This window comes from Sphingomonas aurea (assembly GCF_030678875.1).
GTDB lineage: Bacteria > Pseudomonadota > Alphaproteobacteria > Sphingomonadales > Sphingomonadaceae > Sphingomonas > Sphingomonas aurea.
In genome coordinates this window covers 97,277-119,910 of record NZ_JAUUDS010000009.1, presented here as the reverse complement: position 1 = coordinate 119,910, position 22,634 = coordinate 97,277, and the positions used below count along the sequence as shown (strand labels likewise).

General features: G+C 68.4%; 24 protein-coding genes. 15 read left to right on the top strand and 9 right to left on the bottom strand.

Annotated features, from left to right (window positions below):
- Positions 1-138: 138 nt before the first annotated feature.
- The 5 genes from Q5H91_RS14710 (at position 139) to Q5H91_RS14690 (ending at position 4,480) form a co-directional block, all read left to right on the top strand.
- On the top strand, positions 139-1,161 hold the full coding sequence (locus Q5H91_RS14710; protein WP_305174212.1) for an aldo/keto reductase: 1,023 nt from the start codon (positions 139-141) through the stop codon (positions 1,159-1,161).
- A gap of 26 nt (positions 1,162-1,187) precedes the next feature.
- On the top strand, positions 1,188-2,096 hold the full coding sequence (locus Q5H91_RS14705) for an amidohydrolase family protein (RefSeq protein ID WP_305174199.1): 909 nt from the start codon (positions 1,188-1,190) through the stop codon (positions 2,094-2,096).
- A complete protein-coding gene (locus Q5H91_RS14700) occupies positions 2,089-2,793 on the top strand; it encodes a GntR family transcriptional regulator (protein ID WP_305174198.1) in 705 nt (234 codons plus the stop codon). Before Q5H91_RS14705 ends, Q5H91_RS14700 begins: the two co-directional genes overlap by 8 nt.
- A gap of 88 nt (positions 2,794-2,881) precedes the next feature.
- A complete protein-coding gene (locus tag Q5H91_RS14695; RefSeq protein WP_305174197.1) occupies positions 2,882-3,622 on the top strand; it encodes an SDR family oxidoreductase in 741 nt (246 codons plus the stop codon).
- Positions 3,623-3,634: 12 nt separating this feature from the next.
- Positions 3,635-4,480: a fumarylacetoacetate hydrolase family protein gene (locus Q5H91_RS14690; protein WP_305174196.1), complete on the top strand. Its 846-nt coding sequence runs from the start codon at positions 3,635-3,637 to the stop codon at positions 4,478-4,480.
- Positions 4,481-4,544: 64 nt separating this feature from the next.
- On the opposite strand, the gene Q5H91_RS14685 is transcribed toward Q5H91_RS14690, so the two are convergent.
- A complete protein-coding gene (locus tag Q5H91_RS14685) occupies positions 4,545-5,570 on the bottom strand; it encodes a zinc-binding alcohol dehydrogenase family protein (RefSeq protein WP_305174195.1) in 1,026 nt (341 codons plus the stop codon).
- A 150-nt stretch (positions 5,571-5,720) separates the two neighbouring features.
- Here Q5H91_RS14685 and Q5H91_RS14680 point away from each other — a divergent pair, with 150 nt between their 5' ends.
- The 5 genes from Q5H91_RS14680 to Q5H91_RS14660 are packed head-to-tail and all read left to right on the top strand — an operon-like array spanning position 5,721 to position 11,739.
- Positions 5,721-6,842, top strand: coding sequence for a mannitol dehydrogenase family protein (locus Q5H91_RS14680; protein WP_305174194.1), 1,122 nt, complete (start codon positions 5,721-5,723; stop codon positions 6,840-6,842).
- The gene (locus Q5H91_RS14675) at positions 6,839-8,332 is read left to right on the top strand and encodes a UxaA family hydrolase (RefSeq protein ID WP_305174193.1); all 1,494 of its coding nucleotides are present in this window, start codon (positions 6,839-6,841) and stop codon (positions 8,330-8,332) included. The genes Q5H91_RS14680 and Q5H91_RS14675 overlap by 4 nt, the downstream gene beginning before the upstream one ends.
- 55 nt (positions 8,333-8,387) lie before the next feature.
- The gene (fucP, locus tag Q5H91_RS14670; RefSeq protein ID WP_305174192.1) at positions 8,388-9,662 is read left to right on the top strand and encodes an L-fucose:H+ symporter permease; all 1,275 of its coding nucleotides are present in this window, start codon (positions 8,388-8,390) and stop codon (positions 9,660-9,662) included.
- Positions 9,662-10,027: an L-rhamnose mutarotase gene (locus Q5H91_RS14665; RefSeq protein ID WP_305174191.1), complete on the top strand. Its 366-nt coding sequence runs from the start codon at positions 9,662-9,664 to the stop codon at positions 10,025-10,027. Before fucP ends, Q5H91_RS14665 begins: the two co-directional genes overlap by 1 nt.
- Positions 10,028-10,053: 26 nt before the next feature.
- Entirely contained in the window at positions 10,054-11,739 is a 1,686-nt protein-coding gene (locus Q5H91_RS14660; RefSeq protein WP_305174190.1) for an alpha-L-fucosidase, read from the top strand.
- 83 nt (positions 11,740-11,822) lie between these two features.
- Here the strand turns inward: Q5H91_RS14660 and Q5H91_RS14655 are convergent, their stop codons facing one another.
- Genes Q5H91_RS14655 through Q5H91_RS14645 form a run of 3 tightly spaced genes read right to left on the bottom strand, consistent with a single transcriptional unit; the run spans position 11,823 to position 14,367 of the window.
- The gene (locus Q5H91_RS14655; RefSeq protein ID WP_305174189.1) at positions 11,823-12,425 is read right to left on the bottom strand and encodes a hypothetical protein; all 603 of its coding nucleotides are present in this window, start codon (positions 12,423-12,425) and stop codon (positions 11,823-11,825) included.
- Between the two features lie 2 nt (positions 12,426-12,427).
- The gene (locus Q5H91_RS14650; RefSeq protein ID WP_305174188.1) at positions 12,428-13,612 is read right to left on the bottom strand and encodes a M48 family metallopeptidase; all 1,185 of its coding nucleotides are present in this window, start codon (positions 13,610-13,612) and stop codon (positions 12,428-12,430) included.
- Complete coding sequence (locus Q5H91_RS14645; protein ID WP_305174211.1) at positions 13,609-14,367, bottom strand: hypothetical protein; 759 nt, start codon at positions 14,365-14,367, stop codon at positions 13,609-13,611. The genes Q5H91_RS14650 and Q5H91_RS14645 overlap by 4 nt, the downstream gene beginning before the upstream one ends.
- Positions 14,368-14,711: 344 nt before the next feature.
- Here Q5H91_RS14645 and Q5H91_RS14640 point away from each other — a divergent pair, with 344 nt between their 5' ends.
- From Q5H91_RS14640 to Q5H91_RS14630, 3 genes are all read left to right on the top strand, one after another.
- Complete coding sequence (locus Q5H91_RS14640) at positions 14,712-15,023, top strand: hypothetical protein (protein ID WP_305174187.1); 312 nt, start codon at positions 14,712-14,714, stop codon at positions 15,021-15,023.
- 95 nt (positions 15,024-15,118) lie between these two features.
- Positions 15,119-15,844 carry a hypothetical protein gene (locus Q5H91_RS14635; RefSeq protein WP_305174186.1) on the top strand — a complete coding sequence of 242 codons (726 nt, stop codon included), beginning with the start codon at positions 15,119-15,121 and terminating at the stop codon, positions 15,842-15,844.
- Between the two features lie 33 nt (positions 15,845-15,877).
- Positions 15,878-16,204: a Rap1a/Tai family immunity protein gene (locus Q5H91_RS14630; protein ID WP_305174185.1), complete on the top strand. Its 327-nt coding sequence runs from the start codon at positions 15,878-15,880 to the stop codon at positions 16,202-16,204.
- Position 16,205: 1 nt separating this feature from the next.
- Here the strand turns inward: Q5H91_RS14630 and Q5H91_RS14625 are convergent, their stop codons facing one another.
- Positions 16,206-16,763, bottom strand: a complete 558-nt coding sequence (locus Q5H91_RS14625) for a 3'-5' exonuclease (protein WP_305174184.1) — start codon at positions 16,761-16,763, stop codon at positions 16,206-16,208.
- A gap of 89 nt (positions 16,764-16,852) precedes the next feature.
- Between Q5H91_RS14625 and Q5H91_RS14620 the strand changes: the two genes are divergently transcribed.
- Together Q5H91_RS14620 and Q5H91_RS16560 are read left to right on the top strand one after the other, a co-directional pair.
- Positions 16,853-17,944 (top strand): alpha/beta fold hydrolase, encoded by a 1,092-nt coding sequence (locus tag Q5H91_RS14620; RefSeq protein WP_305174183.1) that lies wholly within the window; start codon positions 16,853-16,855, stop codon positions 17,942-17,944.
- A gap of 22 nt (positions 17,945-17,966) precedes the next feature.
- Entirely contained in the window at positions 17,967-18,632 is a 666-nt protein-coding gene (locus Q5H91_RS16560) for a cell wall hydrolase (RefSeq protein WP_370655270.1), read from the top strand.
- A 55-nt stretch (positions 18,633-18,687) separates the two neighbouring features.
- Here Q5H91_RS16560 and Q5H91_RS14610 read toward each other — a convergent pair whose 3' ends face one another.
- From Q5H91_RS14610 to Q5H91_RS14595, 4 genes are read right to left on the bottom strand one after another with little or no spacing between them, the layout of a single operon-like run.
- Positions 18,688-20,367 (bottom strand): GMC family oxidoreductase, encoded by a 1,680-nt coding sequence (locus Q5H91_RS14610; protein WP_305174182.1) that lies wholly within the window; start codon positions 20,365-20,367, stop codon positions 18,688-18,690.
- A 25-nt stretch (positions 20,368-20,392) separates the two neighbouring features.
- Positions 20,393-21,226, bottom strand: a complete 834-nt coding sequence (locus Q5H91_RS14605) for a sugar phosphate isomerase/epimerase family protein (protein ID WP_305174181.1) — start codon at positions 21,224-21,226, stop codon at positions 20,393-20,395.
- Positions 21,223-21,792 carry a gluconate 2-dehydrogenase subunit 3 family protein gene (locus Q5H91_RS14600; RefSeq protein ID WP_305174180.1) on the bottom strand — a complete coding sequence of 190 codons (570 nt, stop codon included), beginning with the start codon at positions 21,790-21,792 and terminating at the stop codon, positions 21,223-21,225. Before Q5H91_RS14600 ends, Q5H91_RS14605 begins: the two co-directional genes overlap by 4 nt.
- Entirely contained in the window at positions 21,789-22,631 is an 843-nt protein-coding gene (locus tag Q5H91_RS14595) for a 3-keto-disaccharide hydrolase (RefSeq protein ID WP_305174179.1), read from the bottom strand. The genes Q5H91_RS14600 and Q5H91_RS14595 overlap by 4 nt, the downstream gene beginning before the upstream one ends.
- Positions 22,632-22,634: the final 3 nt, after the last annotated feature.

Below are 22,634 nucleotides of genomic sequence, written 5' to 3'. Positions count from 1 at the left end.
TCCCCCCCTCTCGCATGCAGCTCGACAACCGAATTACAGCCATGCAATGATATGATCTGAAATATCAGATTGATTGTCGCAGAGCGGTCGCGGCAAGACAAGCAGGCCGAAGCCGATCCAGGAAACGGGAGGGTGAAGATGGGCGATCGGCACGGCAGGGGTGCAGGGCTGCACCTGCCCCGGCTCGGCTTCGGTGGCTCGGTCATCGGCAATCTGGCGCAGCGCGTGGAAGCCGATACCGCCGCCGCGGCGGTCGCGGCGGCGATCGAAGGCGGCTTCACCTATTTCGACACCGCACCGCATTACGGACGCGGACTGAGCGAGCGCCGTCTGGGCGATGCCCTGCGCGGTCATCCCCAGCTGCTGGTGTCCACCAAGGTCGGTCGGCTGCTGCTGCCCGACGCATCGATCCGTGACGACGGCGAGCGCGACGGTTTCCGGTCGCCGATGCCCTTCGCCCCGCAGTATGACTATAGCGGCGACGGCATCCTTCGTTCGTTCGAGGCGAGCCTGCATCGGCTGGGGCTGGCACGCGTCGGGCTGTTGCTGGTCCACGACATTGGCCGGATGACGCATGGCGACCGCCACGATCACTATTGGCGCCAGCTGACCGACGGCGGCGGCTTTCGCGCACTGGAGCGGCTCCGCGACGAGGGCGTCATCCAGGGCATCGGGATCGGTGTCAACGAGGTCGCCGTGTGCCTCGACGCGTTGCAGGCCGCCCCGCTCGATGTGATCCTGCTGGCCGGACGCTACACGCTGCTGGAGCAGGAGCCGCTCGACACGCTGTTTCCCGCCTGCCTTGCCGCTGGCGTGCAGGTGATTCTGGGCGGTCCGTACAACAGTGGCATATTGGTGACCGGCACGCGTGATGCGGGTCACTATAATTATGCCCAGGCACCGGCCACGATCGTCGCGCGGGTGCGACGGATGGAGCACATCGCCACGACGCACGGCGTACCCTTGGCTGCCGCCGCGCTGCAATTCCCGCTCGCACACCCGGCGATCGCCTGCGTCCTGCCGGGGCTGCGCGATCCGGAGCAGGTCGCAAGGACGCTGGAATGGATCGATCGTCCCATTCCCGCCGCCTTCTGGGACGCGTTGCGGGCGGACGGGCTGCTGCGCGACGACGCCCCCACGCCGCGCGGGCCGGCCGCATGACCGGTGCCGCGTCCTCGCCCGAGCCGATGACCACAGCCATCATCGACTCGCACCTTCATTTCTGGTCGCTGGCGACGCCGGGGCATGAGTGGCCCACGGCCCAGACGCCGACGCTGCACCGCGATTTCGGACCGGACGACCTGCGCGCGGCGGCAGCCGGCACGCCGCTGGCCGGCGCGGTGCTGGTCCAGTCGCAGCCGACCGACATCGACACCGACTGGATGCTGGCGCTCGCCGCGCGCGAGCCGCTGGTGGCGGGCGTGGTCGGCTGGGTCGACCTCTCCTCGCCCGACGCGCCGCTCCGCATCGCCGCGCTCGCCGCCGATCCGAAGCTGCGGTCGCTCAGGCCGATGCTCCAGGCGATCGACGATACCGACTGGCTGCTGCGCGACGATCTGGCGCCGGCGCTGGAGGCGATGCTGGCTCATGGGCTGCGGCTGGACGCACTGGTGCAGCCGCGCCACCTGCCGATGCTCGTTCGCTTCGTCGATCGCTGGCCCGACCTGCCCGTGGTGATCGATCATGCCGCCAAACCCCATGCGGCTGTCGGCACACTCGACCCGTGGCGCAACCACATCGCAACACTGGCATCCCAAGGCACCCACTGCAAACTCTCGGGGCTGCGCACCGAACAGGCGCCGGGCCAGCCCGCCGACGAGCTGGCGCCATATGTTGATCATCTGGTCGCTACGTTCGGCGAGCGGCTGATGTGGGGCAGCGACTGGCCGGTCCTGACCTGGTTTGGTGACACCTACGCTCGGTGGATCGCCGATGCTCGGCGGCTGGCCGGGCTGTCGGGTACCGAGCAGGAGCAACTGTTCGCCGGCTGCGCACGGCGTTTCTACGCGCTGGATGGCTGCGATTTGGGAGCTCGAACAGCAGGCGAGCACGTCGAATGGTCCGACGCAGGGAATGTCGGCATCCGTGATGAATAAGGCACCACGCGCCCGCATCGCCCCCATTGCCGGTGGAGCAGCCCCGGAGGGTGGCCGGCGGCTCGGCGAACTCGCCTATCGGCGGATTTTGGAGGGGTTGTTTGACCGTCGGATATCCGCCGGGTCTTTCATCTCGCAGTCCGACCTGATGCACCTGCTCGACCTGCCGATTCAGCCCCTTCGCGACGCGTTGCGCGTGCTGGAAACTGAGGGAATACTGAAAATCCACGCGCGATCGGGCATCGAATTCCTGAAGGCGGACCTGGAGCTGGCGCGCTCCACCTATCAGTTCCGATCGATCATCGAGCGCTCGGCGGCACGCGTTTATGCGGAAACGGCGAGTTCGGCCGAGATCGCCACCCTGATCGCCGCGCATCTCGCCCTGCTGGAGCAGGTGCAGGCAGAGGGTGCGACCGGGGGGGTCAGCGACGAGATGGAGGCTTTGGAGCAGCGCTTCCACGGCAGCATGATCACGGCGTTGCGCAATCCGATGATCGAGACGACGGCGCGGCGACTGAAGACCTATGTCTCGGTGATCCGTCTCGACGTGACGTCTACCGCGCCGCGTGTGATCCGGACCCTGCGCGAGCATCTCGACGTGCTGGAGGCATGCGCGGCGCGCGATCCCGCGGCTGCGGAAGCGGCGCTGGCCTTTCACTTCCAGGCGGCCCTGCAACGTATCCTGGGCATGGTCTGACAACCGCGACACCCGTTGCGGAACACCGAAGGAAAGCCGGTCCGGTCCGGCAGCGATACCGAACATGCCAGCGATAGGAGCCAAGAGCATGAGACTGGAGGGAAAGACGGCGATCGTCACCGCGGCGGCGCAGGGGATCGGCCGCGCCACCGCCGAGCGCTTCCGCGATGCCGGCGCGCGGGTCTGGGCACTGGATCGCGATGCCGCCGCGCTGGATGCCGTGGCAGGGGTGGAGCGGGTCGCGATCGACCTGCGCGACGCGGCGGCCATTGCCGCGCTGCCGACGCGGATCGGCGCGGTCGATATCTTGGCGAACGTCGCCGGCTTCGTCCATGCCGGCACCATCCTGGAATGCGAGGAGGCGGACTGGGCGCTGTCGTTCGACCTCAGCGTCGATGCCTGTTACCGGATGATCCGTGCCTTTCTGCCGGGGATGCTGGCGCGCGGCGGCGGGTCGATCATCAACATGAGTTCGATCTGCTCCAGCCTGAAGGCGGTGCCCGGCCGCTTCGCCTATGGCGCCAGCAAGGCGGCGGTGATCGGGTTGACCAAGGGGGTGGCGGCCGATTTCGTCAGCCATGGCATCCGTTGCAACGCGGTCTGCCCCGGCACCGTCGAGACGCCGTCGCTGCACCAGCGTATCGCCGCACAGGCCGAAGCGCAGGGCAGCAGCGTCGACGAGGTCTATGCCGCCTTCGTCGCGCGCCAGCCGATGGGGCGCCTGGGTCGCGCGGAGGAGATCGCCGCGCTGTTCCTCTATCTGGCGAGCGACGAGGCCGCCTTCACCACCGGCACCGTCCACGTCATCGACGGTGGCTGGATCAATTAGGGAGATCGACCGATGAAATTGCTGCGCTATGGCGAGCCGGGCCGCGAGCGGGCCGGCCTGCTCGACGAGAATGGCCGCATCCGCGCCCTGCCGGACGCGCTGGGCGACCTGGCGGGCGACCGGCTGACGCCGGCCGGCCTGGCCGAGATCGCCGCGCTCGACCCCATGGCGCTGCCGGTGGTGGAGGGCGATCCGCGTCTTGGCTCATGCATCGCGCGGCCGGGCAAGTTCGTCTGCATCGGCCTGAACTACCGCGCCCATGCCGCCGAGAGCGACCTGCCGATCCCGGCCGAGCCGGTGGTGTTCGGCAAATGGTCGAGCGCCACCGTCGGCCCGAACGACGATGTCGAGATCCCGCGCGGGTCTGAGAAGACCGACTGGGAGGTCGAACTGGGCGTCGTCATCGGCACCCGTGCGCGCCACGTCGCGCGCGAGGAGGCGCTGTCCCATGTCGCAGGCTATTGCGTGGTCCATGACGTGTCCGAGCGCGCGTTCCAGCTCGAGCGCGGCGGCACCTGGGACAAGGGCAAGGGCTGCGACACGTTCGGCCCGACCGGCCCCTGGCTGGTCACCCCCGACGAGGTCGGCGACCCGCAGGCGCTGCGATTGTGGCTGGAGGTCGACGGCCACCGCTATCAGGACAGCACCACCGCCGACATGATCTTTTCGGTCGCTGAGCTGGTTTCCTATGTCAGCGGGTTCTGCACGCTGGAGCCCGGCGACATCATCTCGACGGGGACGCCGGAGGGCGTCGGCCTGGGCCAGCGGCCGCCGGTCTATCTCCGCGCCGGGCAGACGGTGCGGCTGGGTATCGACAGGCTGGGTGAGCAGTGCCAGCGGTTCGTCGCCGCCGCTTGAGCGTCGGGGTCGTGGCGGATGACAGACCGCGCTAGGGGAGCGAAACCCAAACCTCGCGGACGCGTCAGAAGCTGACGATCGCCTTCAGGACGTGATCGGCATTCTCGATCAACGCCGGTAGCCGGTCCGGCAGGTCGTTGGCCGAGAGGCTGTGGGTGTGGAGCGCGTCGACAGGAATGTCGGCGGCTCTGATCGCGGCGATCACGCGTGTGAAATCGTCGGCGAGGGCGTTGCGGCTGGTGATGACCGTGGCCTCGCGCTTGTGCAGTTCCGGATCCGGGAACACCAACTCGCCGGGCGCCACCCCGACCAGGACCAGCTTGCCGCCGTGCGCGACATAGCGGAGGCTTTCGGTCATCGCCGCCAGGACGCCGGTCGCGTCGAAGACGATGTCGAACATGTCGCCCGACGTCGCCGCGGCGAGCGTCTCGGGCAGGCGCTCGTCGGCAAGCGCGATCGCCTCGATGCCGAGCGCGTCGCGAGCATAACGAAGGCGCGGCAGGCGGGTGTCGACGAGCGTCACCGCGGCGCCATTCAGCCGGGCGAACAGCGCGGTCGCCACGCCGATCGGCCCCGCGCCCACGACGAGCACGCGCTCACCCGCAACAGGCGCGCCGCGGGCGACGGCATGCGCGCCGATGGCCAGAAACTCGACCATCGCCGCCTGGCTGAGCGACAGGCCGGTCGCATCGACGATGGCGGACTGAGGAACGACCAGACGTTCGCACATCCCGCCATCGGCATGGACGCCCAGCACGCTGATAGCGACGCAGGCGTTCGGTTTGCCCTTGCGGCACGCGACGCACCCGCCGCACGCCAGATAGGGGTTGATGGCGACGAACTGCCCAACGGCGAGGCCCGATCCCTCAAGCTCCGATCCTTCAGGCAATGCCTCGATCTCGCCGCCCAGCTCGTGTCCCATCACGCGCGGGTAGGTGAGGAACGGATGCCGCCCCTCGTAGATATGATAGTCCGTTCCGCACAGGCCGACGCGCCTGATCCGCACGACCACCGTTCCGGGCGCCAGATGCGGCTCCTCACGTTCGACCAGCGCGAGGTCGAACGGCTCGCGACATATTACGGCTTTCACTCGGCCCTCCCCGCTGCGGTCATGCGAAAACCCCCGGGCGGATCAACTAGACAGGCGATATCCTATATGCAAGTATGATCGCGCATATAAGATATTGGCATGTATGAACCGACAGCGGCGACCGTGCACGAGACAGGAGGGCAGCCCCGCATGATCGTGCAATTCGGCACCAGCCGGTTCCTGCAGGCGCATGTCGATCTGTTCGCGTCCGAGGCACGGGACGCCGGGCAGGCGGTGCCCGGCATTGTGGTGGTGCAGACGACGCGCGACCCGGCGCGCGCCAGGCGTCTCGCGGCGTTCGCCGATCCCGCCGGCTTTCCCGTGATCGTCCGCGGGATGGAAGCAGGACATCCGGTCGAGCGGACGGTTCAGGTGCGCAGCGTCGTGGGCGGGATGCAGGCGGCGATAGACTGGCACGCGCTGACCATGATCGTCCGCAACGCGGCGACGCACATCGTCTCAAACACCGGCGACACCGGCTATGATGTCGCGGCAGCCGACCGGATCGCGGGCAGGGCGGACGTGGCGCCGGCGAGCTTCCCCGCGATGCTGGTGGCGCTGCTCCACGCACGCTGGGCAGCCGGACGATCGGGGATCACGGTGCTGCCGTGCGAACTGGTCCAGCGTAACGCATCGGTGCTGCGCGACGTCGTGACCGGGCTGGCGCGGACACAGGGGCGCGAGGCCGCATTCGTCGCGTGGCTGGGCGAGACCTGCCTATGGGCGGATACGCTGGTCGATCGCATCGTCAGCAGCCCGCTGGACCCCGCCGGTGCGATCGCCGAGCCCTATGCCTTGTGGGCGATCCGGCGCGTACCGGGACTGGCGCTGCCGTTCGCGCATCCGGCGATCACCCTGACAGACGATCTGGTGCCGTTCGAGCGCCTCAAACTATATATCCTCAACCTGGGTCACAGCTGGCTGGCGGAGCGGTGGCGTCAGGCCGGCGGTGCGGCAGATGCAACGGTACGACAGGCACTGGCCGATCCGGGGACACGGGGCGCGTTGGAGAGAGTGATGAGGGACGAGATAGTAGCGGGCTTCGCCGCGCATGGCATGGCGGCAGCGGCAGGGGCGTATGTGGCGACGACGCTCGAGCGGTTCGCCAATCCCTTTCTCGACCATCTGATCGCCGACATCCACGTCCATCACGCGGCGAAGGTCGACAAGCGGGTCGGTGGATTCGTCCGCTGGGTGGACGAGGCGCCGGGCGATCCGCCGGCGATGCCCGAACTGCGCGCGTTGGCCGATCGCGTGATGGCGGCGGCATGACCGGCGCGCTCCATCTGTCCGACCGTGACGAGGTCGCAGTGCTGATCGACGCCGCCGCGCCGGGCGACGCGGTGCTGGGCGTCGCCGCGCGCGACGCGATCCCAAGCGGACACAAGATGGCGCTCCGGCCGATCGCGACGGGCGCCGTGGTGCACAAATACGGCCAGCCGATCGGTGTGGCCACGCGCGCAATCGGCCCGGGCGAGCATGTCCACAACCATAATCTGGCGCTGCCGATAGAGGGCATCCCCCATCCCGATATCGCGGCAGCGGTGGCCCGCCGGCGGGGCGGAGAAGCGTGGTTCGACGGTTATGTCCGGGCCGATGGCGGCGTCGGCACGCGCAATACGATCGGCATCATCGCCAGCGTCAACTGCTCCGCGACGGTCGTGCGCCGGATTGCCCGCACATTCGAGGACGCCGTACCGGCGGGGATCGACGCGGTCGTGCCGTTCACCCACTCGCGCGGTTGCGGCATGGCCAAGACCGGCGAGGGTATCGAGACGCTGGAACGGACGCTGACTGGCTATGCCCGCCATCCCAATTTCGGCGGCGTGCTGATGATCGGGCTGGGCTGCGAGGTCGCGCAGATCGAGGAGATGCTGGCGCGGTACGGGCTGGCGCCCGGCGAGCGGCTGCGGACGCTGACCATCCAGGGTGCGGGCGGCACGGCCGAGGCGATCGAGCGCGGCACCGCCATCGTCCACGAGCTGATCGAGATCGCGCGTACCGACCGGCGTCAGCGGCGACCGGCGAGCGACCTGGTGCTGGGGCTGCAATGCGGCGGTTCCGACGGCTGGTCCGGCGTCACCGCCAACCCTGCCCTGGGCGTAGCGAGCGACCTGCTGATCGCGGCCGGCGGCACCGCCTATCTGTCGGAGACGCCCGAGATCTATGGCGCCGAGCATCTGCTCTACGCCCGCGCGACCAGCCCGGCGGTGGCGGATGCCCTGGCCGAGCGGGTGGCATGGTGGGAAGCCTATGCTGCACGGCACGACGCCAGCCTCGACAATAATCCCTCGCCCGGCAACAAGGCGGGCGGGCTGACCACCATCTACGAAAAGTCGCTGGGCGCGGTCGCCAAGGCGGGCAACGCGCCGCTCGACGGTGTCCTTGCCTATGCCGGGCAGCGCGACGGTACGCGCGGGCTGATCTTCATGGATTCCCCCGGCTACGATCCCTGTTCGGCGACGGGACAGATCGCGTCGGGCGCGAACCTGCTGGCGTTCACCACCGGTCGCGGATCGGTGTTCGGCGCGCAGCCGACGCCGTGCCTGAAGATCGCGTCCAATGCGCCGCTTGCACGGCGGATGAGCGGCGACATGGATATCGACTGCTCGCCGGTGCTGGACGGCTGGCCGCTCGAAGATGCGGGACGGGCGATCTTCGATGCATTGCTGGCGGTGGCGTCCGGCCGACCGACCAAGTCGGAGGCGCACGGCCTCGGCGATCATGAATTCGTGCCCTGGCAACTGGGCGCCTGGATGTAAGCGACGGGTCGACGCCGGCAGAGACCGGCGCGGCATGCAGGTTTGGAGGGGTCCGATGCGACAGGCTAAACAGGATTTCAGGGCCGCGATCGTGCTGACGACGTGCCTGTTCTTCCTATGGGGCATGGCGAACAACCTGAACGACATCCTGATCGCGCAGTTCAGGAAGGCGTTCGTCCTGTCGGACTTCGAGACGAGCTTCGTTCAGCAGGCCTTCTATCTCGGCTATTTCCTGCTCGCGGTGCCGGCGGCGATGGTGACGCGCACGCGCGGCTACAAGGCGGCGATCGTCACCGGGCTGCTGCTCTATGCGATCGGCGCGCTGCTCTTCTATCCGGCCGCGCATTTCGGCGAGTATCGCTATTTCCTCGCCGCGTTGTTCGTGATCGCGGCGGGGCTGGCGTTCCTCGAAACCTCGGCCAATCCGCTGATGACCGAGATCGGCGATCCGGCGGGTGCCGCGCGGCGGCTGAACTGGGCGCAGGCGGCCAATCCGGTCGGCACCGTCACCGGCGTGCTGATCGGTAAATATTTCATCCTGTCCGAGATCGCGCACGACGAGCGTGCGCTGTCCGCCATGGCGCCGGCCGCGCGCGACGCGCTGCTGCGGCAGGAGGTGGTGGCGGTGCAGGCGCCCTATCTGGTGATCGGGCTGGTCGTGCTGGGTTTCGCGATCGCGGCGGCGCTGATCCGCTTTCCCGGCCATGTCGAGGATGACGGACCGCGGGAGAGTGTGCCCTTCTCGGCGATATTCCGTCAGCCGCGCCTGCTGAAGGCGGCGGGCGCGCAATTCTTCTATGTCGGCGCGCAGGTCGGGTTGTGGAGCTACACCATCCGCTACGCGCAGGCGAACCTGCCCGGCACGAGCGAGCGGACCGCCGCCGACTGGCTGTTCGCCAGCCTGGTGCTGTTCGGGCTGGGCCGCTTCGTGGGTGCGTGGCTGATGGGGCGGGTCGCGCCGGCGCTGCTGCTGGCCGTGTTCGCCGGGATCAGCCTGCTGCTCGCGGTCGCGGCGACGATGCTGGGCGGCCAGGCCGGGCTGATCGCGCTGACCGCGGCGAGCTTCTTCATGTCGATCCAGTTCCCGACGATCTTCGCACTCGGCATGGCCGGGCTGGGGCCGCTCGCCCGCGCCGGCGCCTCGCTGATCGTGATGGCGATCATCGGCGGGGCGGTGCTGACCGCGGCGATGGGTGCGGTGTCCGACAGGGCGGGGATCAACGTGGCGATGCTGGTGCCGGCAGCGGCGTTCGTCGCGGTGCTGGCCTTTGCCCTGTCGATGCGGCGGGCGGGGGTGGCGGTCGATCTCACCGCGGCACCGGCGCACTGATGACCGTCGAACATGTCCTGCTGCTCGACCTGCGCGACGATGCCGAGCTGATCGCGGCGTATGAGCGGTATCACGCGCCCGGCGCCGGCCGGCCCGAGATCGCGGCATCGATCCGGCGTAGCGGGATCGAGGAGATGCGCATCTATCGGCTCGGCACCCGGCTGGTGATGGTGATGCGGGTCGACGAGACGTTCGACTTCGCTGCCAAGGCCGCCGCCGATGCCGCCGATCCGGCGGTGCAGCGCTGGGAGGCCCTGATGGCGCGGTTCCAGCAGACCGGCCCGAACGGCGAGAAGTGGCAGCGCGCCACGCAGATCTTCGATCTCGCCACCGCCATATCCCCGACGGACGCAGGCAGGGCCTAGGCCGAGGCAAAGACAGGGAGAATGACGTGAAGCCGACCAGACGCGAGATGATCGCCGGCAGCCTGGCGACAGCCGCCGTCGTGCCGGCTGCGGCGAAGGCGGTGACCACGCTGCCGACCCCCGCTGGCGCCGGGCGCGCGGTCAAGGTGCCGCCGCCCGCACGCTTCACACCCGACTGGGCCTCGCTGACCGCCGGCTATAGCGTGCCGGACTGGTTCCGCGACGCCAAGTTCGGCATGTGGGCGCACTGGACGGCCCAGTGCGTGCCCGAGGCGGGCGACTGGTACGCGCGCGAGATGTACCTGCCCGGATCGCGCGCCTATGCGCACCATCTGAAGCATTACGGCCACCCCGCCGATGTCGGGTTCATGGAGATCCAGAACCTGTGGAAGGCGGAGCGCTGGGACCCGGTCCGGCTGCTCGACCTCTACAAGCGGGCGGGCGCCCGATATTTCATGGCGCTGGCCAATCACCACGACAATCTTGATGCCTATGCCTCCAGCCATCATCCGTGGAACACCATGCGGGTCGGCCCGCGCAGGGATATCGTCGGCACCTGGGCCAAGCTGGCGCGCGAACGCGGTCTGCGGTTTGCGGTGTCGAACCACTCGGCGCATGCCTGGCACTGGAACCAGCCCGCCTATGGCTACGACCCCGAAGGTCCGCGCGCCGGGCAGCGCTATGACGCCTACACGCTGACCGCCGCGCAAGGGCGGGGCAAATGGTGGCAGGGGCTCGATCCGCAGCAGCTCTATACCGGTCGCTTCATGCCGATGCCGGACGGCATCCGCACGAACGCCCAGGCGGATCAGTGGCACGAGGCGACCGACCGGCTCTGGAGCGAGGGCGTGCCTGCCGACACCGATTTCGCGCGCACCTGGGTGCTACGCTGTCGCGAACTGGCGGAGAAATACCGGCCCGACATGATCTATTTCGACAATTTTGACCTGCCGCTCGAACAATATGGGCTGGATTTCACCGCCTGGTACTACAACCGGTCGATGCAGTGGAACGGTGGCCGGCTGGAGGCGGTGGTCACCGCCAAGATGACGCCGCCGCAGCGGCGCACCGGCATCGTCGACGACGTCGAACGCGGCGGGAAAAGCTATATCGAGCGGTTCCCGTGGCAGACCGATACCTGCATCGGCAACTGGCACTATGACGCCGACCTCTATGCCCGCAGCGGCTACAAGTCGGCAGCCACGGTGCTGCATACGCTGTGCGACGTGGTGTCGAAGAACGGCAATCTAATGGTCAACGTGCCGATGCGCGGCGACGGCACGATCGACGACAAGGCGGAGCGGATCGTCGAGGACATCGCCGGCTGGATGGAACGCTATGGCGAGGCGATCTACGCCACCCGCCCCTGGAAGATGTACGGCGAGGGGTCGACCGGCGGCGGCTCGGGCCTGTTCTCGGAAGGCGGCCCGACATCGCGCTATACCGCGCGCGACGTGCGCTACGTGACCAGGGGAGACGCGCTGCACGCGCTGGTGCTGGGCTGGCCGGACGACAATGTCGCCCGCCTGACGCTGCTCGGTCGCGACAGCCCGACCCTGCTCGGCGACGTCCACCGCGTGACCCTGCCGGGCGATCCGACCCCGCTGCGGTTCCGCCGGACCGGTCAGGCGCTGGAGGTGACGTTGCCAGAGGCATCACGCAACCCGATCGGCGTCGCGTTGATCCTGTCGGGGCAGGGGATAACGGCGTGATCGCTGCTCCGGCGTGGGGCGTCGGTCCTGCCTTCGTCCGACATCGCCATCGATCAGGCCGTGTCCCTTGCCGCTCCGGCGGATCAGTTAAGTCTGGCAGCGTCCGTTAAGGCATGGAAATCGGCCAAGGTGCGATCATGATAGTATAGCCGGGGCGCGCTGAACGTCGCCATGTAAAGCAGGCCGTCGACCAGGCTCGCCCGCCCCTCGCCGCGGCGTGGCAGATTGTCCTCATCGACATAGTCGAAGGTAAAGCGGATGCCGTCGCGGTCGAGGAACCGGTCCGGCCTGGCGCCCGAGACGGTGAAGGTCGCGATGTTCCGGCTGGCGCGATAGGTGCCCTCGAGCAGTTCGGGAATGTCGACCAGCAGCGTGTCGCGGGTGAATTTCGGCAGCGGCTTCCGCTTCTTGCTGACCTCGCGGATCAACGGTTTGCCAGGCTCTATACCGGCGAAGAAGGTGACGTCGTTCAGCTCCTCTCCATCGAGTGTCCAGACTTCGGTCTTCTTGCCCGGCGAGATGCCCAGCCGGTTCCAATCGCGCGTCGGCGTTATCGTCAACAGCGAGTCGGCGATGGTGCTGGCCTTGCCCCGCTCGCGAAAGGCATTGGCCGCGAAGCCCGGCACCGTCACCGCGGCGGACAGGGCGAGTGCCAGGAGGAGCGTGGTGGTTCCGGTACGACGCATCGTCAGAAATCCTTCGTCAACATGCCGATCATCGCGGCGTCGGGGGCCTCGGGCTTCAGCGCCAGATAACGGCCGAGCGCCGCCTGCCCCTCGGCACGATGCCCCGTTTTCAGGAGCGAAAGGCCAAGCCCGCGCTGTGCCTCTGCCAGCCGGGGATCGAGCGCGACGGCATGGGCGTAGAAATCGGCAGCGGCGACCAGGTCGCGCGGATTGCCGCGGACCCGGTAAAGGTCGCCGCGGGCCAGCCACAGGGGCGCGCTCCAGCCGCCGGCTGATAACAGGGTGATGATATATTCGCTGCCGCCGAAGTCGTTCAGCTTGATCTGGTCGTCCAGGAACAGCGGCAGCCACGGCGCCATCGCCTGCGCATAGCGCGCGGCGCCGTCTTCGCGCGCGGCGCCGTCGGGCACGGCAAGCGCATCGAGATAGGCGGCCCGCTCCGCATCCGGCGGGTGAGAGGCGGCAAAGGCGATCGCGTCGAAGCGCGGTTTCCGCAGACCGCGGGCGGCCGCGGAGGCGGTGGCCTCTGCCATGACGTTCTGCCATACCTGCGCCGCTGCCTGCGGGCGCAACCGGCTGGCGTTCAGATAGCCGATCCCGAGCAGGTCCGCCTCGCGCTCGCTGTCACGCTGATGGTGGAACAGCCCGCCATAGATCGAGGTCCGCATGCTGCTGAGGCTCGACTGCGCCTGATAGGTGCCGGCCATCGCGGTCAGCACGGTCGCCCAGCTGAGCAGATCGGTGCCGCCGCGCTGCGCCTTGAAGCGGCTCAGCCCGTGGCGCCTCTCGAAATGCCCGAACTCATGGCCGAGTACGGCGGCGAGTTCGGCTTCGTTGCGCATCCGCAGCAGCAGCCCGGTGAAGACCCGCATCGTGCCGTTAGGCGTCATGGTCGCGTTGAAGACCGGCGTGCGCAGGATATAGACGCGCGCCGCCTTGCAGCGGTCCGCGCCGACGGCGGCGCAGAGCACGCCTTTCACATAGCCGTTCAGCGCCTCGTCGCGGATGACCAGCGGCGAGTTGGCAAGCTGCCGCTCATCCTCGTCGGCGTCGCGCCACATCCCGATCTCGTCGACACCGTGCGGCTGATAGACACCCTCATAAGGCGGCGGGAGCGGTGCATATCTTATTGTCGCTGCGGGCGTCGCAGAAGGGAGCAGCATCGCCGCTGCCAACCAAGCCTTCACGGTGCGACCCCCGCGATCGGCGCCGGTGCCAGCTGGCTACCCGGAAACGCCTCGAGCAGCTGGCCGACCCGCTTGTCGGCGCCTTCCGCCGTGCGCACGTCGCCGCCCATCGCGCCATCGGCGTTCAGCCAGAGCAGGTCGCCGGTCCTGAGGTCGACCAGGCCCGCATAGCCGGCATGCTCTCCCGACTTGACCGCCATGCCCGGCCCCAGCAGCGCCACGACCTGCAACAGCTTGCGCCCGGTCGAACCGTAGGCATCCTTGTTGTAGATGAAGAGCGCATAATCGGCGTCCCTGGCGCCAGGCAGAGCAGCGACGCCGGAGCCGAGCGACCAGTCGAACACGTCGTCCCTGTTGTCGCGCTTCTTGGTGGGCAGACGATTGCCCTTGAAGAACTGATAGGTGATCGCCGATTGCGACACGGCGGCGAACAGCGCGGCATATTCCTCGGACAGCTGCGCGTCATCGCCATACGCTTCGGGCGCAGCGATCACCTTGTTGCCCAGCTTGCCCTGGATCTTGGCCAGGGCGACGTCGATGTTCTTGCGGGCCTGTTCGGTCCAGTCGCCATTCGGCTCGAACATGCCGCCCGTCGACTGCGCGCCGACCCGTACCGTCGGCCTCATCACGAGTATGGTCTTGCCGGTCGCCGTGGCCGGATCGAAACCGTTCCTGACCGCCGTCCGTTCCTGCGCACCTACAGGCACAGCGATTACGGCAGCTGCCAGAACGGCAGCGGTCAGCTTCCCGAACATCATGTCCCCCCGAACAGTCATCGCCGGCCCCCGCCGACATTGGCAGTCTGCACAGTGCCGACTGTGTTGCAAAGCCTGATAAACTCGAAAAGTGGGACGGTCGGTCGACCGATCGATGGCTTCCTTCCGACTGCGCCCCTATTCGCTCAGTTTAGGCGCGGCGCGGTCCCTGAAGGGACCGAGTCGTGGATGACGATGCCGAGTCGCATGCCCGATAAGAGAAAAATCGCATAATCATCCCGCCTTCCTGTCCCGAATCGGGCACATTTCGACCGATAACGATTGCCAATCCTGACGGCCCCGAGCTTCATCCATGCGTTACCAACGTCGCGAGAGGCGAGTAGATGAAGTCCAATATGTACCGGTCGGCCGTGGCCGCGATGATCCTGGGCGGAGCGACCATGCTCGGCGGCTGCGCTACCAAGGGCTATGTCAACGAGCAGATCGCGACGGTCAACTCACGCATCGACGGCATGGACGGCCGCCTGCGGACGGTCGAGGGTACGTCGGGCGAGGCGCTGAGCCAGGCACAGGCCGCCGCCGGTCAGGCGCAGCAGAATGGCCAGCGCCTTGACCAGCTGACCGGGCGCGTCGACGGGATCGACCAGCGGGTCCAGCAGCAGGCGCAGCAGCGCCAGCGTCGCCCGCGCGGCTGAACGCGGCGTGGCGCAACGGGCTTGCATCGGCGATTAGGTCCGTCGAAAAGGCCGTGGTGCCCACAAAGCTGTTCCGTTTCGATCGTCGCGCCTGCGTGACCGCGGCGCTGGCGCTGGTGCTCGTCGCACCAGCGCCGGCGCTCGCGGCCAATGCGGGCGCGACGTCGCGTCCGCCAAAGGCGGCGGCCCGGCCCACCGCTGCCCGCGTCAAGCCGGCCAAACCGGCCGACGCCCCGGTGGTGCCGGCGATAGAGCCATCGGCAGAGGCGAGCCGCCTGATCGCCTGGGTCGCGGCGGCGCGCGACAACGGCAAGCTGCCCTATGCCGTGATCGACAAGCAGACCGCCTCGCTCCTCCTGTTCGATGCCGACAGCACGCTGCTCGGCACCACACCAGTGCTGCTGGGCATGGGCGTGGGCGACGACTCGTCACCGGGCGTGGGCGCGAAGAAGCTGTCCGATATCGGCCCGGCGGAGCGGACGACGCCGGCGGGACGCTTCGTCGCCAAATTCGGGCGGGCGTTCGGCAACCAGCGCGTGATCTGGGTGGATTATGCCAACTCGGTGGCGCTCCACGCGGTCATCACCACCAACAAGAGCGAACACCGGGTCGAACGGCTGCTGACGCCGACGCCGGACGACAATCGCGTCACCTTCGGGTGCATCAATGTCGGCACCCGTTTCTACACCGGGACGTTGCGGCCGGTGTTCCAGAAGCATGGCGGCGTGGTCTATATCCTGCCCGACACCAGGCCGGTCGACGACGTGTTCCCGCGGCTACGGCTGCTGCCGTATCTGACGACCGCGTCGGCCGGGCGATGACCTGACCCGTTTCCCGAAGCCGGAGGAGTGAACATGCTCGTGCTGCTGCTCGCCGCGCTGGCGGCCAAGGAGCCGCCGGTGGTGGTAAGCGCCCTCCAGACGCCGCAGCTTGTCCAGCAGTGTCGCGGCAAGGACGCCGATCCGGCGGCGACCTTCTGCACCGGCTATATCCTCGGCATCTTCGATGGCCTGTCGCTGGCGCACCAGATCTGCCCCTCGCCGACCCGGTCCTCGAACATCGAGGTGGTCGCCGCCGTGCGCAGGTATCTGCGCAAGAAGGGCAGGAAGTCCGACAGCGCGCCCTCCTTCGTGGTGCGCGACGCGCTGCGCGCCAGCTTTCCCTGCAAGACGCGGCGCTAGCCTAACCGTCCGCCATTCGGGCGGCGAGCGCGCGCGCGGCCTGCTCCGCGCGGCGCCAGGTGTCATGCTCGCCCATGGCATCGGCCAGGGCGCGGTGCGCGGGCGTGGCGGTCTTGGCGGCGCTCGCCCGCGCGACGATATTGTGCACCTCGATCTTCAGCCGTGCGGGATCGAGGACCGGTTGCAGGATCGCGGTGCAGCTGTCCCGCAGCGCCTCGTCGGTGTCGCGCAGCCTCAGGCTGTGGCGTGGCAGACCGGCGGTGCGGAGCAGGTGGCTCAGCCACTTGCCGTCCCACGAGGGGGCACTGGCGAACAGGTCGTGGCCGGTCAGCGCCTCGACCATCCGGTGCGCGACGCGGTCGTGCGGGGTGCCATCGCGGACCAGCTGCTCGCGGGCGATGCCGTGGATCGACTGGGCGACCGGGTCCCAGTCGTCCCAGTCCGTTGCGGGGGCGATCAGGTGGCTTTCCGACCCGCCATCCTCGAGCACCCAGGCGACCTCGACCGGATAGCTGCGGTCGGACAGCGACGACGCCTCGAAATCGAGAAAGACCTTCATCGCCGCAGGATCGGCGGATTTCGTCCGATGCGCCAGCGGATTTGCGCGGATGGCTTGGCGACGGCCCACAACGCGCGCAGGGTGGCGCCATGCTCTCGACGCTATTGCTTCTCCTCGCCCAGGCCGCCCCGGTGCCGCCGCTCGCGCCCGCCACGACTCCCGTGGCGGCCGCGTCGCGGTGGCCGGCGCGCGATGCGCAGTTCGTCATCCGCGACTTCCGCTTCCGGTCGGGCCAGTCGCTGCCGGCGCTCAGGATCAACTACACGACCCTCGGCAAGCCGCATCGCGACGCGCACGGCGAGATCGACAATGCGGTGATGATCCTGCACGGGACCGGCGGCACCGGCCGCCAGTTCCTGGCGCCGTCCTTCGCCGACGAGCTGTACGGGCCGGGGCAGCCGCTCGACCTGGCGCGCTACTGGATCATCCTGCCCGATGGCATCGGCCACGGGAAATCGTCGAAGCCGTCGGACGGGCTGCGCATGCGCTTTCCGGCCTATGACTATGACGACATGGTCGAGGCGCAGTACCGGCTGCTGAAGGACGGGCTGGGCATCCGGCGCATGCGCCTCATCATGGGCACGTCGATGGGCTGCATGCACAGCTTCGTCTGGGGCGAGACGCATCCCGATTTCGCCCGCGCGCTGATGCCGCTCGCCTGCGAACCGGTCGAGATCGCCGGGTTGAACCGGATGTGGCGACAGCTCGCGATCGACGGGATCAGGGCCGATCCCGCCTGGGCGGCGGGCGAGTACCGGTCGCCGCCGGTGCAGGGTATCCGCACCGCCGCCAGCCTGTTGTTCGTCGCCGGCGCCGCGCCGCTCTATTACCAGGCGCAATATCCCACGCGGGAGACCGCGGCGGCGTTCGCGCGCCAGCGGGTGGCGGCATCGATGGCGCAGATCGACGCCAACGACCTGCTCTATCAGATCGACGCGTCGCGCACCTATGATCCCTGGCCGCGGCTGGAGGCGATCACCGCGCCGACCAGCTGGATCAACTCCGCCGACGACTTCATCAATCCACGTGGGCTGGACTATCCGCGCCAAGCGATCGCGCGGATGAAGGATGCCAGTTTCCGCCTGATCCCGGAAACGGACGACACGCGCGGGCACGGCACCCACACCGCTGCCCGCTTCTGGAAGCAGGATCTGGCTGCGCTGCTGCGGCGGACCGACTGAGCGGCAGCGTCGGCGATCCATCATGGCCAGGCGGAGGACGGGCAGGCGGCGCGGGGGAAACGGCCGCCGACAGCGTGCCGGTGCGGCCGAATACTGGCTGCTGCTGCTCGGCATCACCGTCTTCATCGTCGCGGGTGTCGGCATCCTCGGCCCGTGGCGCTTCGCCGCCGCACCGCCGCCGAACGTCGCGCGGCCGATGACGATGGCGGAGGCGCGCGCGTCGAATGCGAAGGTCGCCGTGCAGTGGCGCCGCCGCAGCCGAGCCGAACCTTACCGGTTCCGCGGCGGTCCGGCGGCGCGGGCACAGGCGGTCGACTGCCTCGCCACCGCCGCGCTCTATGAGATCGGCGGCGACGCGCGCGGGCAGCGGGCGGTGATGCAGGTGATCCTGAACCGCGTCCGCGCACCGGGCTTTCCCCGCACGATCTGCGGCGTGGTGTATCAGGGTGCGGCGCGGGCGACCGGCTGCCAGTTCTCGTTCACCTGCGACGGCTCGGTGCGGCGCCGGCCGATACGGCTCGGCTGGGCGGCGGCGCGGCGTGCGGCCAACCGCGCACTGTCAGGCCGCGTCTTCGCGCCGGTGGGGCGGGCCACCCACTACCACGCCGACTGGGTGGTGCCCTATTGGCGGCCGACCCTGACCAAGGTCGCCCGCGTCGGGCCGCACCTGTTCTACCAGCGACGCTGAGGCGGGTGCGGTTCGATCGTCATGCCGGGACGCGCCCGGCATGACGGCCTTCTCCCTATGCGCCCGCCTTCAGCCCCTTGACCGCGTGGTCGGCGGCACGGGCGGTCAGCGCCATGAAGGTCAGCGACGGGTTCACGCACGAGATCGACGCCATCTGCGCACCGTCGGTAACGTAGAGGTTGCTCGCGTCGTGCGCCTGGCTCCAGCTGTTCAGCACGGACTTGCGCGGGTCGCGACCCATGCGCGCGCCGCCCATCTCGTGGATCGCGTCGCCGGGGACGTGCTCGTCCTCGTTGCTGGTGACGTTGGCCAGACCCGCGGCCCTCAGCATCGCCTCGCCCTGGCGACGCGCGTCGGCCATCATCCGCAGCTCGTTGTCGCGGAAGGTCACGTCGAAGCGCATCAACGGCATGCCGAAACGGTCGACCTTGCTGGCGTGAAGCGACACGCGGTTGTCGGCATAGGGCAAACATTCGCCGAACGCGCCCATGCTGAACCGCCACGGACCATAGCGGCGCATGCCGTGCTTCATCGTCGCGCCGAAGCCGACCGGCTCGGCCGGTGAGCGATAGGCGCCGCCTTGATAACCATAGCCGCGCTTGAACCCGACCCCCTCGTCGCCGCCGATGTTGCGGAAGCGGGGGATGTAGACGGCGCCCGGTCGGCGGCCATATTCGATCAGATCCTCCATCCCGGGGATCTCGCCCTGGATGCCGACGCGGAAGATGTGGTCCATCACATAGCGGCCGAGCGTGCCGCTGGTGTCGAAGTAGCTGCGCCCGGTCGCCGGATCGCGCGAGTTCATCAGGATCTGGGTCGACGCCATCGCCGAGGCGCACAGGAAGACCAGGTCGGCCTCCACCGTCTCTGCCTGCCCGGTCTTCGCGTCGACCAGCCGCACGCCCGTCACCCGCTTGCGCCGCGTGTCATAGGTCAGGTTGGTGACCACCGCGTCGGAGCGCAGCGTCAGCCGCCCGGTCGCGCGTGCCGCCGGCAGGGTCACCGCCTGGGTCGAGAAATAGGCGCCGAACGAGCAGCCGTTGCTGCACTGGTTGCGGAACTGGCACTTGGTGCGGTTCTGGTCCGGCTTGTCCTCGGTCATGTTGGACAGGCGGGTGTGGATCAGCTTGCGGCCGGGAAACTGCTGCTCCAGCCGCGGCTTCAGCCACTGCTCGGCGACGTTCATCGGGATCGGCGGCTGGAACTCGCTGTCGGGCAGATAGGGCAGGTTCTCGCGCGAGCCCGACACGCCGATATATTTCTCGACACAGGAGTACCAGGGCGCGACGTCGTCATAGCCGATCGGCCACTCGCCATCGATGCCGTCGCGCTTGTTGGCGGCGAAATCGTCCGGGCTCCAGCGGAACGACCAGCGGCCCCAGATCAGCGACTTGCCGCCGACCGCGGCGGGGCGGATCCAGTAGAATTTCTCCCCCTCGTCATAGGCATAAGGGTTCAGCCGGTCGTCATTGTAGAAGCTGCGGTTGCTAGGCGCGACATAGCCGTGCTTGGCGATGAAGTAATCGCTCTCGGTGAGCGGCTTGGGCATGATGTTGCGCGCCGGCACCTCATAGGCGGGCTTGCCGTCATACGGATAGCCTTCGCCATGCTCGACCATAATGCCGCGATCGAGCATCAGGACGCGCAGTCCCTTTTCGGTCAGTTCCTTGGCGGCGAACCCGCCGCTGACGCCGGAGCCGATGACGATCGCGTCGAACCTGTTGGTGGCAGCCATTATTCGCCCTCTCCGGCGTTATAGTTCAGAAACGGAGCGCGCGGAGCGTCCGGAAGCTGGTGGTGATGTCGGGCAGATAGGGCGCGGGCGCCTGATCGTTCTCGACGTAGAAATGGCGCACGCCGGCCCCCGCCTTCAGCTTGAACAGCTTGGCGAAGTCGGTCTGGCCGGCGCCCACCGCGGCCATACTGCCGTCGGCGCGGGTGTCCTTGACGTGATAGGCGTAGAGCCGGCTTCCCAGTCGATCGATCAGCACCGCCGGATCGACCCCGGCATGCTTGACCCAGTAGAGATCCAGCTCGACCTTCACCAGCGCGGGGTCGGTTTCCTTCAGGAACCGGTCGTACAGGCTGACGCCGCCGGGGCGATTGGTGAACTCGAAGTCGTGGTTGTGATAGGCGAAGCCGAGCCCGGCCTTTTTCAGGTCGGCGGCGAAGCGGTTGAAATTGGGCAGCGCCGCCTGCCAGCCCTGCTCGGTCCGATGCTCGTCGGTCATATAGGGCAGGACGACGGTGTCAGCGCCGAGCGTCTTCGCCATCGCCACCGACTTGTCGAACTGGCCGAGCAGCGCGTCATAGCCGATATGGACGGACGGCGCGCGCAGGCCGAACCGGTCCATCGTCCGGCGCAGCATCGCCGGGTCCATCGCCTCGTAACCGCCGCCGCCGAACTCGACCTCACGATAGCCGATCTTCGCCACCGCCTGCAGCGTGGCGACGGGATCCTTCTCGAAGGTCTCGCGCACCGTGTAGAGCTGCAACCCGATCGCGCCCAGCCGCGCGGCGAACGCGGTGCCGGTGAGACCGAGCGCGGCGACGCCGCCTGCGCCGGCTAGCAGATGCCTGCGATTGACGATCATGAGCTGTAGACCTTGTTCACGCGGGAATAGGGGAAGGCACCGTTATATTCGCCGGGCACCGGCAGATATTCGCGCTCCTGCGTCACGCCGATCTCCGACGTGAAATAGCCGGTGATGACGAGTTGGCGGAACGCCTCGAAGAAATCGCCGCCGCCGGGGATCAGGTTCGTCATCGCCAGGGTCAGCAGCGCGTCCTGCTGCGCCGGCGTCGCGCGGCTGGCCGACAGCTTATAGTCCTGCATGCTGCGCGCCTCGATCGCGTCAAGCCCGGCCAGGATCGGCAGGCGATCGGCCGGCAGCGCCCAGTCGGCGAGCAGCTTCTCGATAAAGGCCGGAACGCCTGCCGCGATCGCGCCGGGCGTGTCGGTGGTGGGCAGGATGCGCTCGCTGAGCCCGGTCATCAGCGCGCGCTGGGGCGCGCTGAACACGGCGGTGCTGGGTGGTCCCTCGCTGATCGTCGGTATGGTGCCGGCAGGCGCCATGCCTGCCGCGCGCGCGATCGGCGCGTAGAGCGCGGTGCCGAACATCGCCGCGATGCCGGCCAGAGCAGTTCTCCGATGAATCACTTGGCGTCGTTCCTCAAATCCTGCGCGATGGCGGCCTCGGTCAGCGGGCGAACCCAGATGTTGCGGAAACTGACCGGAGAGTCATGGTCCTGCAACTGGAGCGGCGCGGCGTCGGCATGGGCTTCGTAATGGGCGACCTTGCGCCAGATCGTCGTGCCCAGCATCTCCTGATGGTTCTGGACGAGCACGCCGTTCAGAAACGCGGTGACATAGGCCGGGCGCTGGAGCGACCCGTCGGCGGCGAAGCGGGGTCGTTCGAACACGATGTCGTAGCTCTGCCACTCGCCGGGCTTGCGCGCGGCGTTCACCAGCGGCGGCTTCCAGCCATAGACCGCGCCGACCGTGCCGTCGGCATAGGTCGGGTTCTGATAGCCGTCGAGGATCTGCACCTCGTAGCGTTGCATGAACCAGATGCCGCTGTTGCCGCGGTCCTGCGACGTCTTGGTCGGCGGGTTGGGTGAGCGGAATTCCAGGTGGAGCTGGACGTCGCCGAAGCTGCGCTTCGACACCAGCGCGTTCTCGCCGCCGCTGCTGGCGCGCGACGGCACCGTCATCACGCCGCCGCTGACCGGCCAGGGTGTACGCTGCGCCTGCCACTGGTCCGTCGAGCGGCCGTCGAACAGCACTACCGCGTCGCTGGGCGCGGCGCCGGGAGCGGCGGCGGGGGTGACGACACTGGGGGCAGGGCGGTCGGCGTCGTGGACCCGCCACTGCCCGCCGGGCAGCATCGGCGTGTCGCGGAAGCCCGGCTTGTCCGCCGGCCTATCTTGGGCCACCCCGGGCGCCGCCAGCAAGGGTGCCGTGGCCGCGAGCAGCGCGGCGATCATCCGTCCCGTCATCCC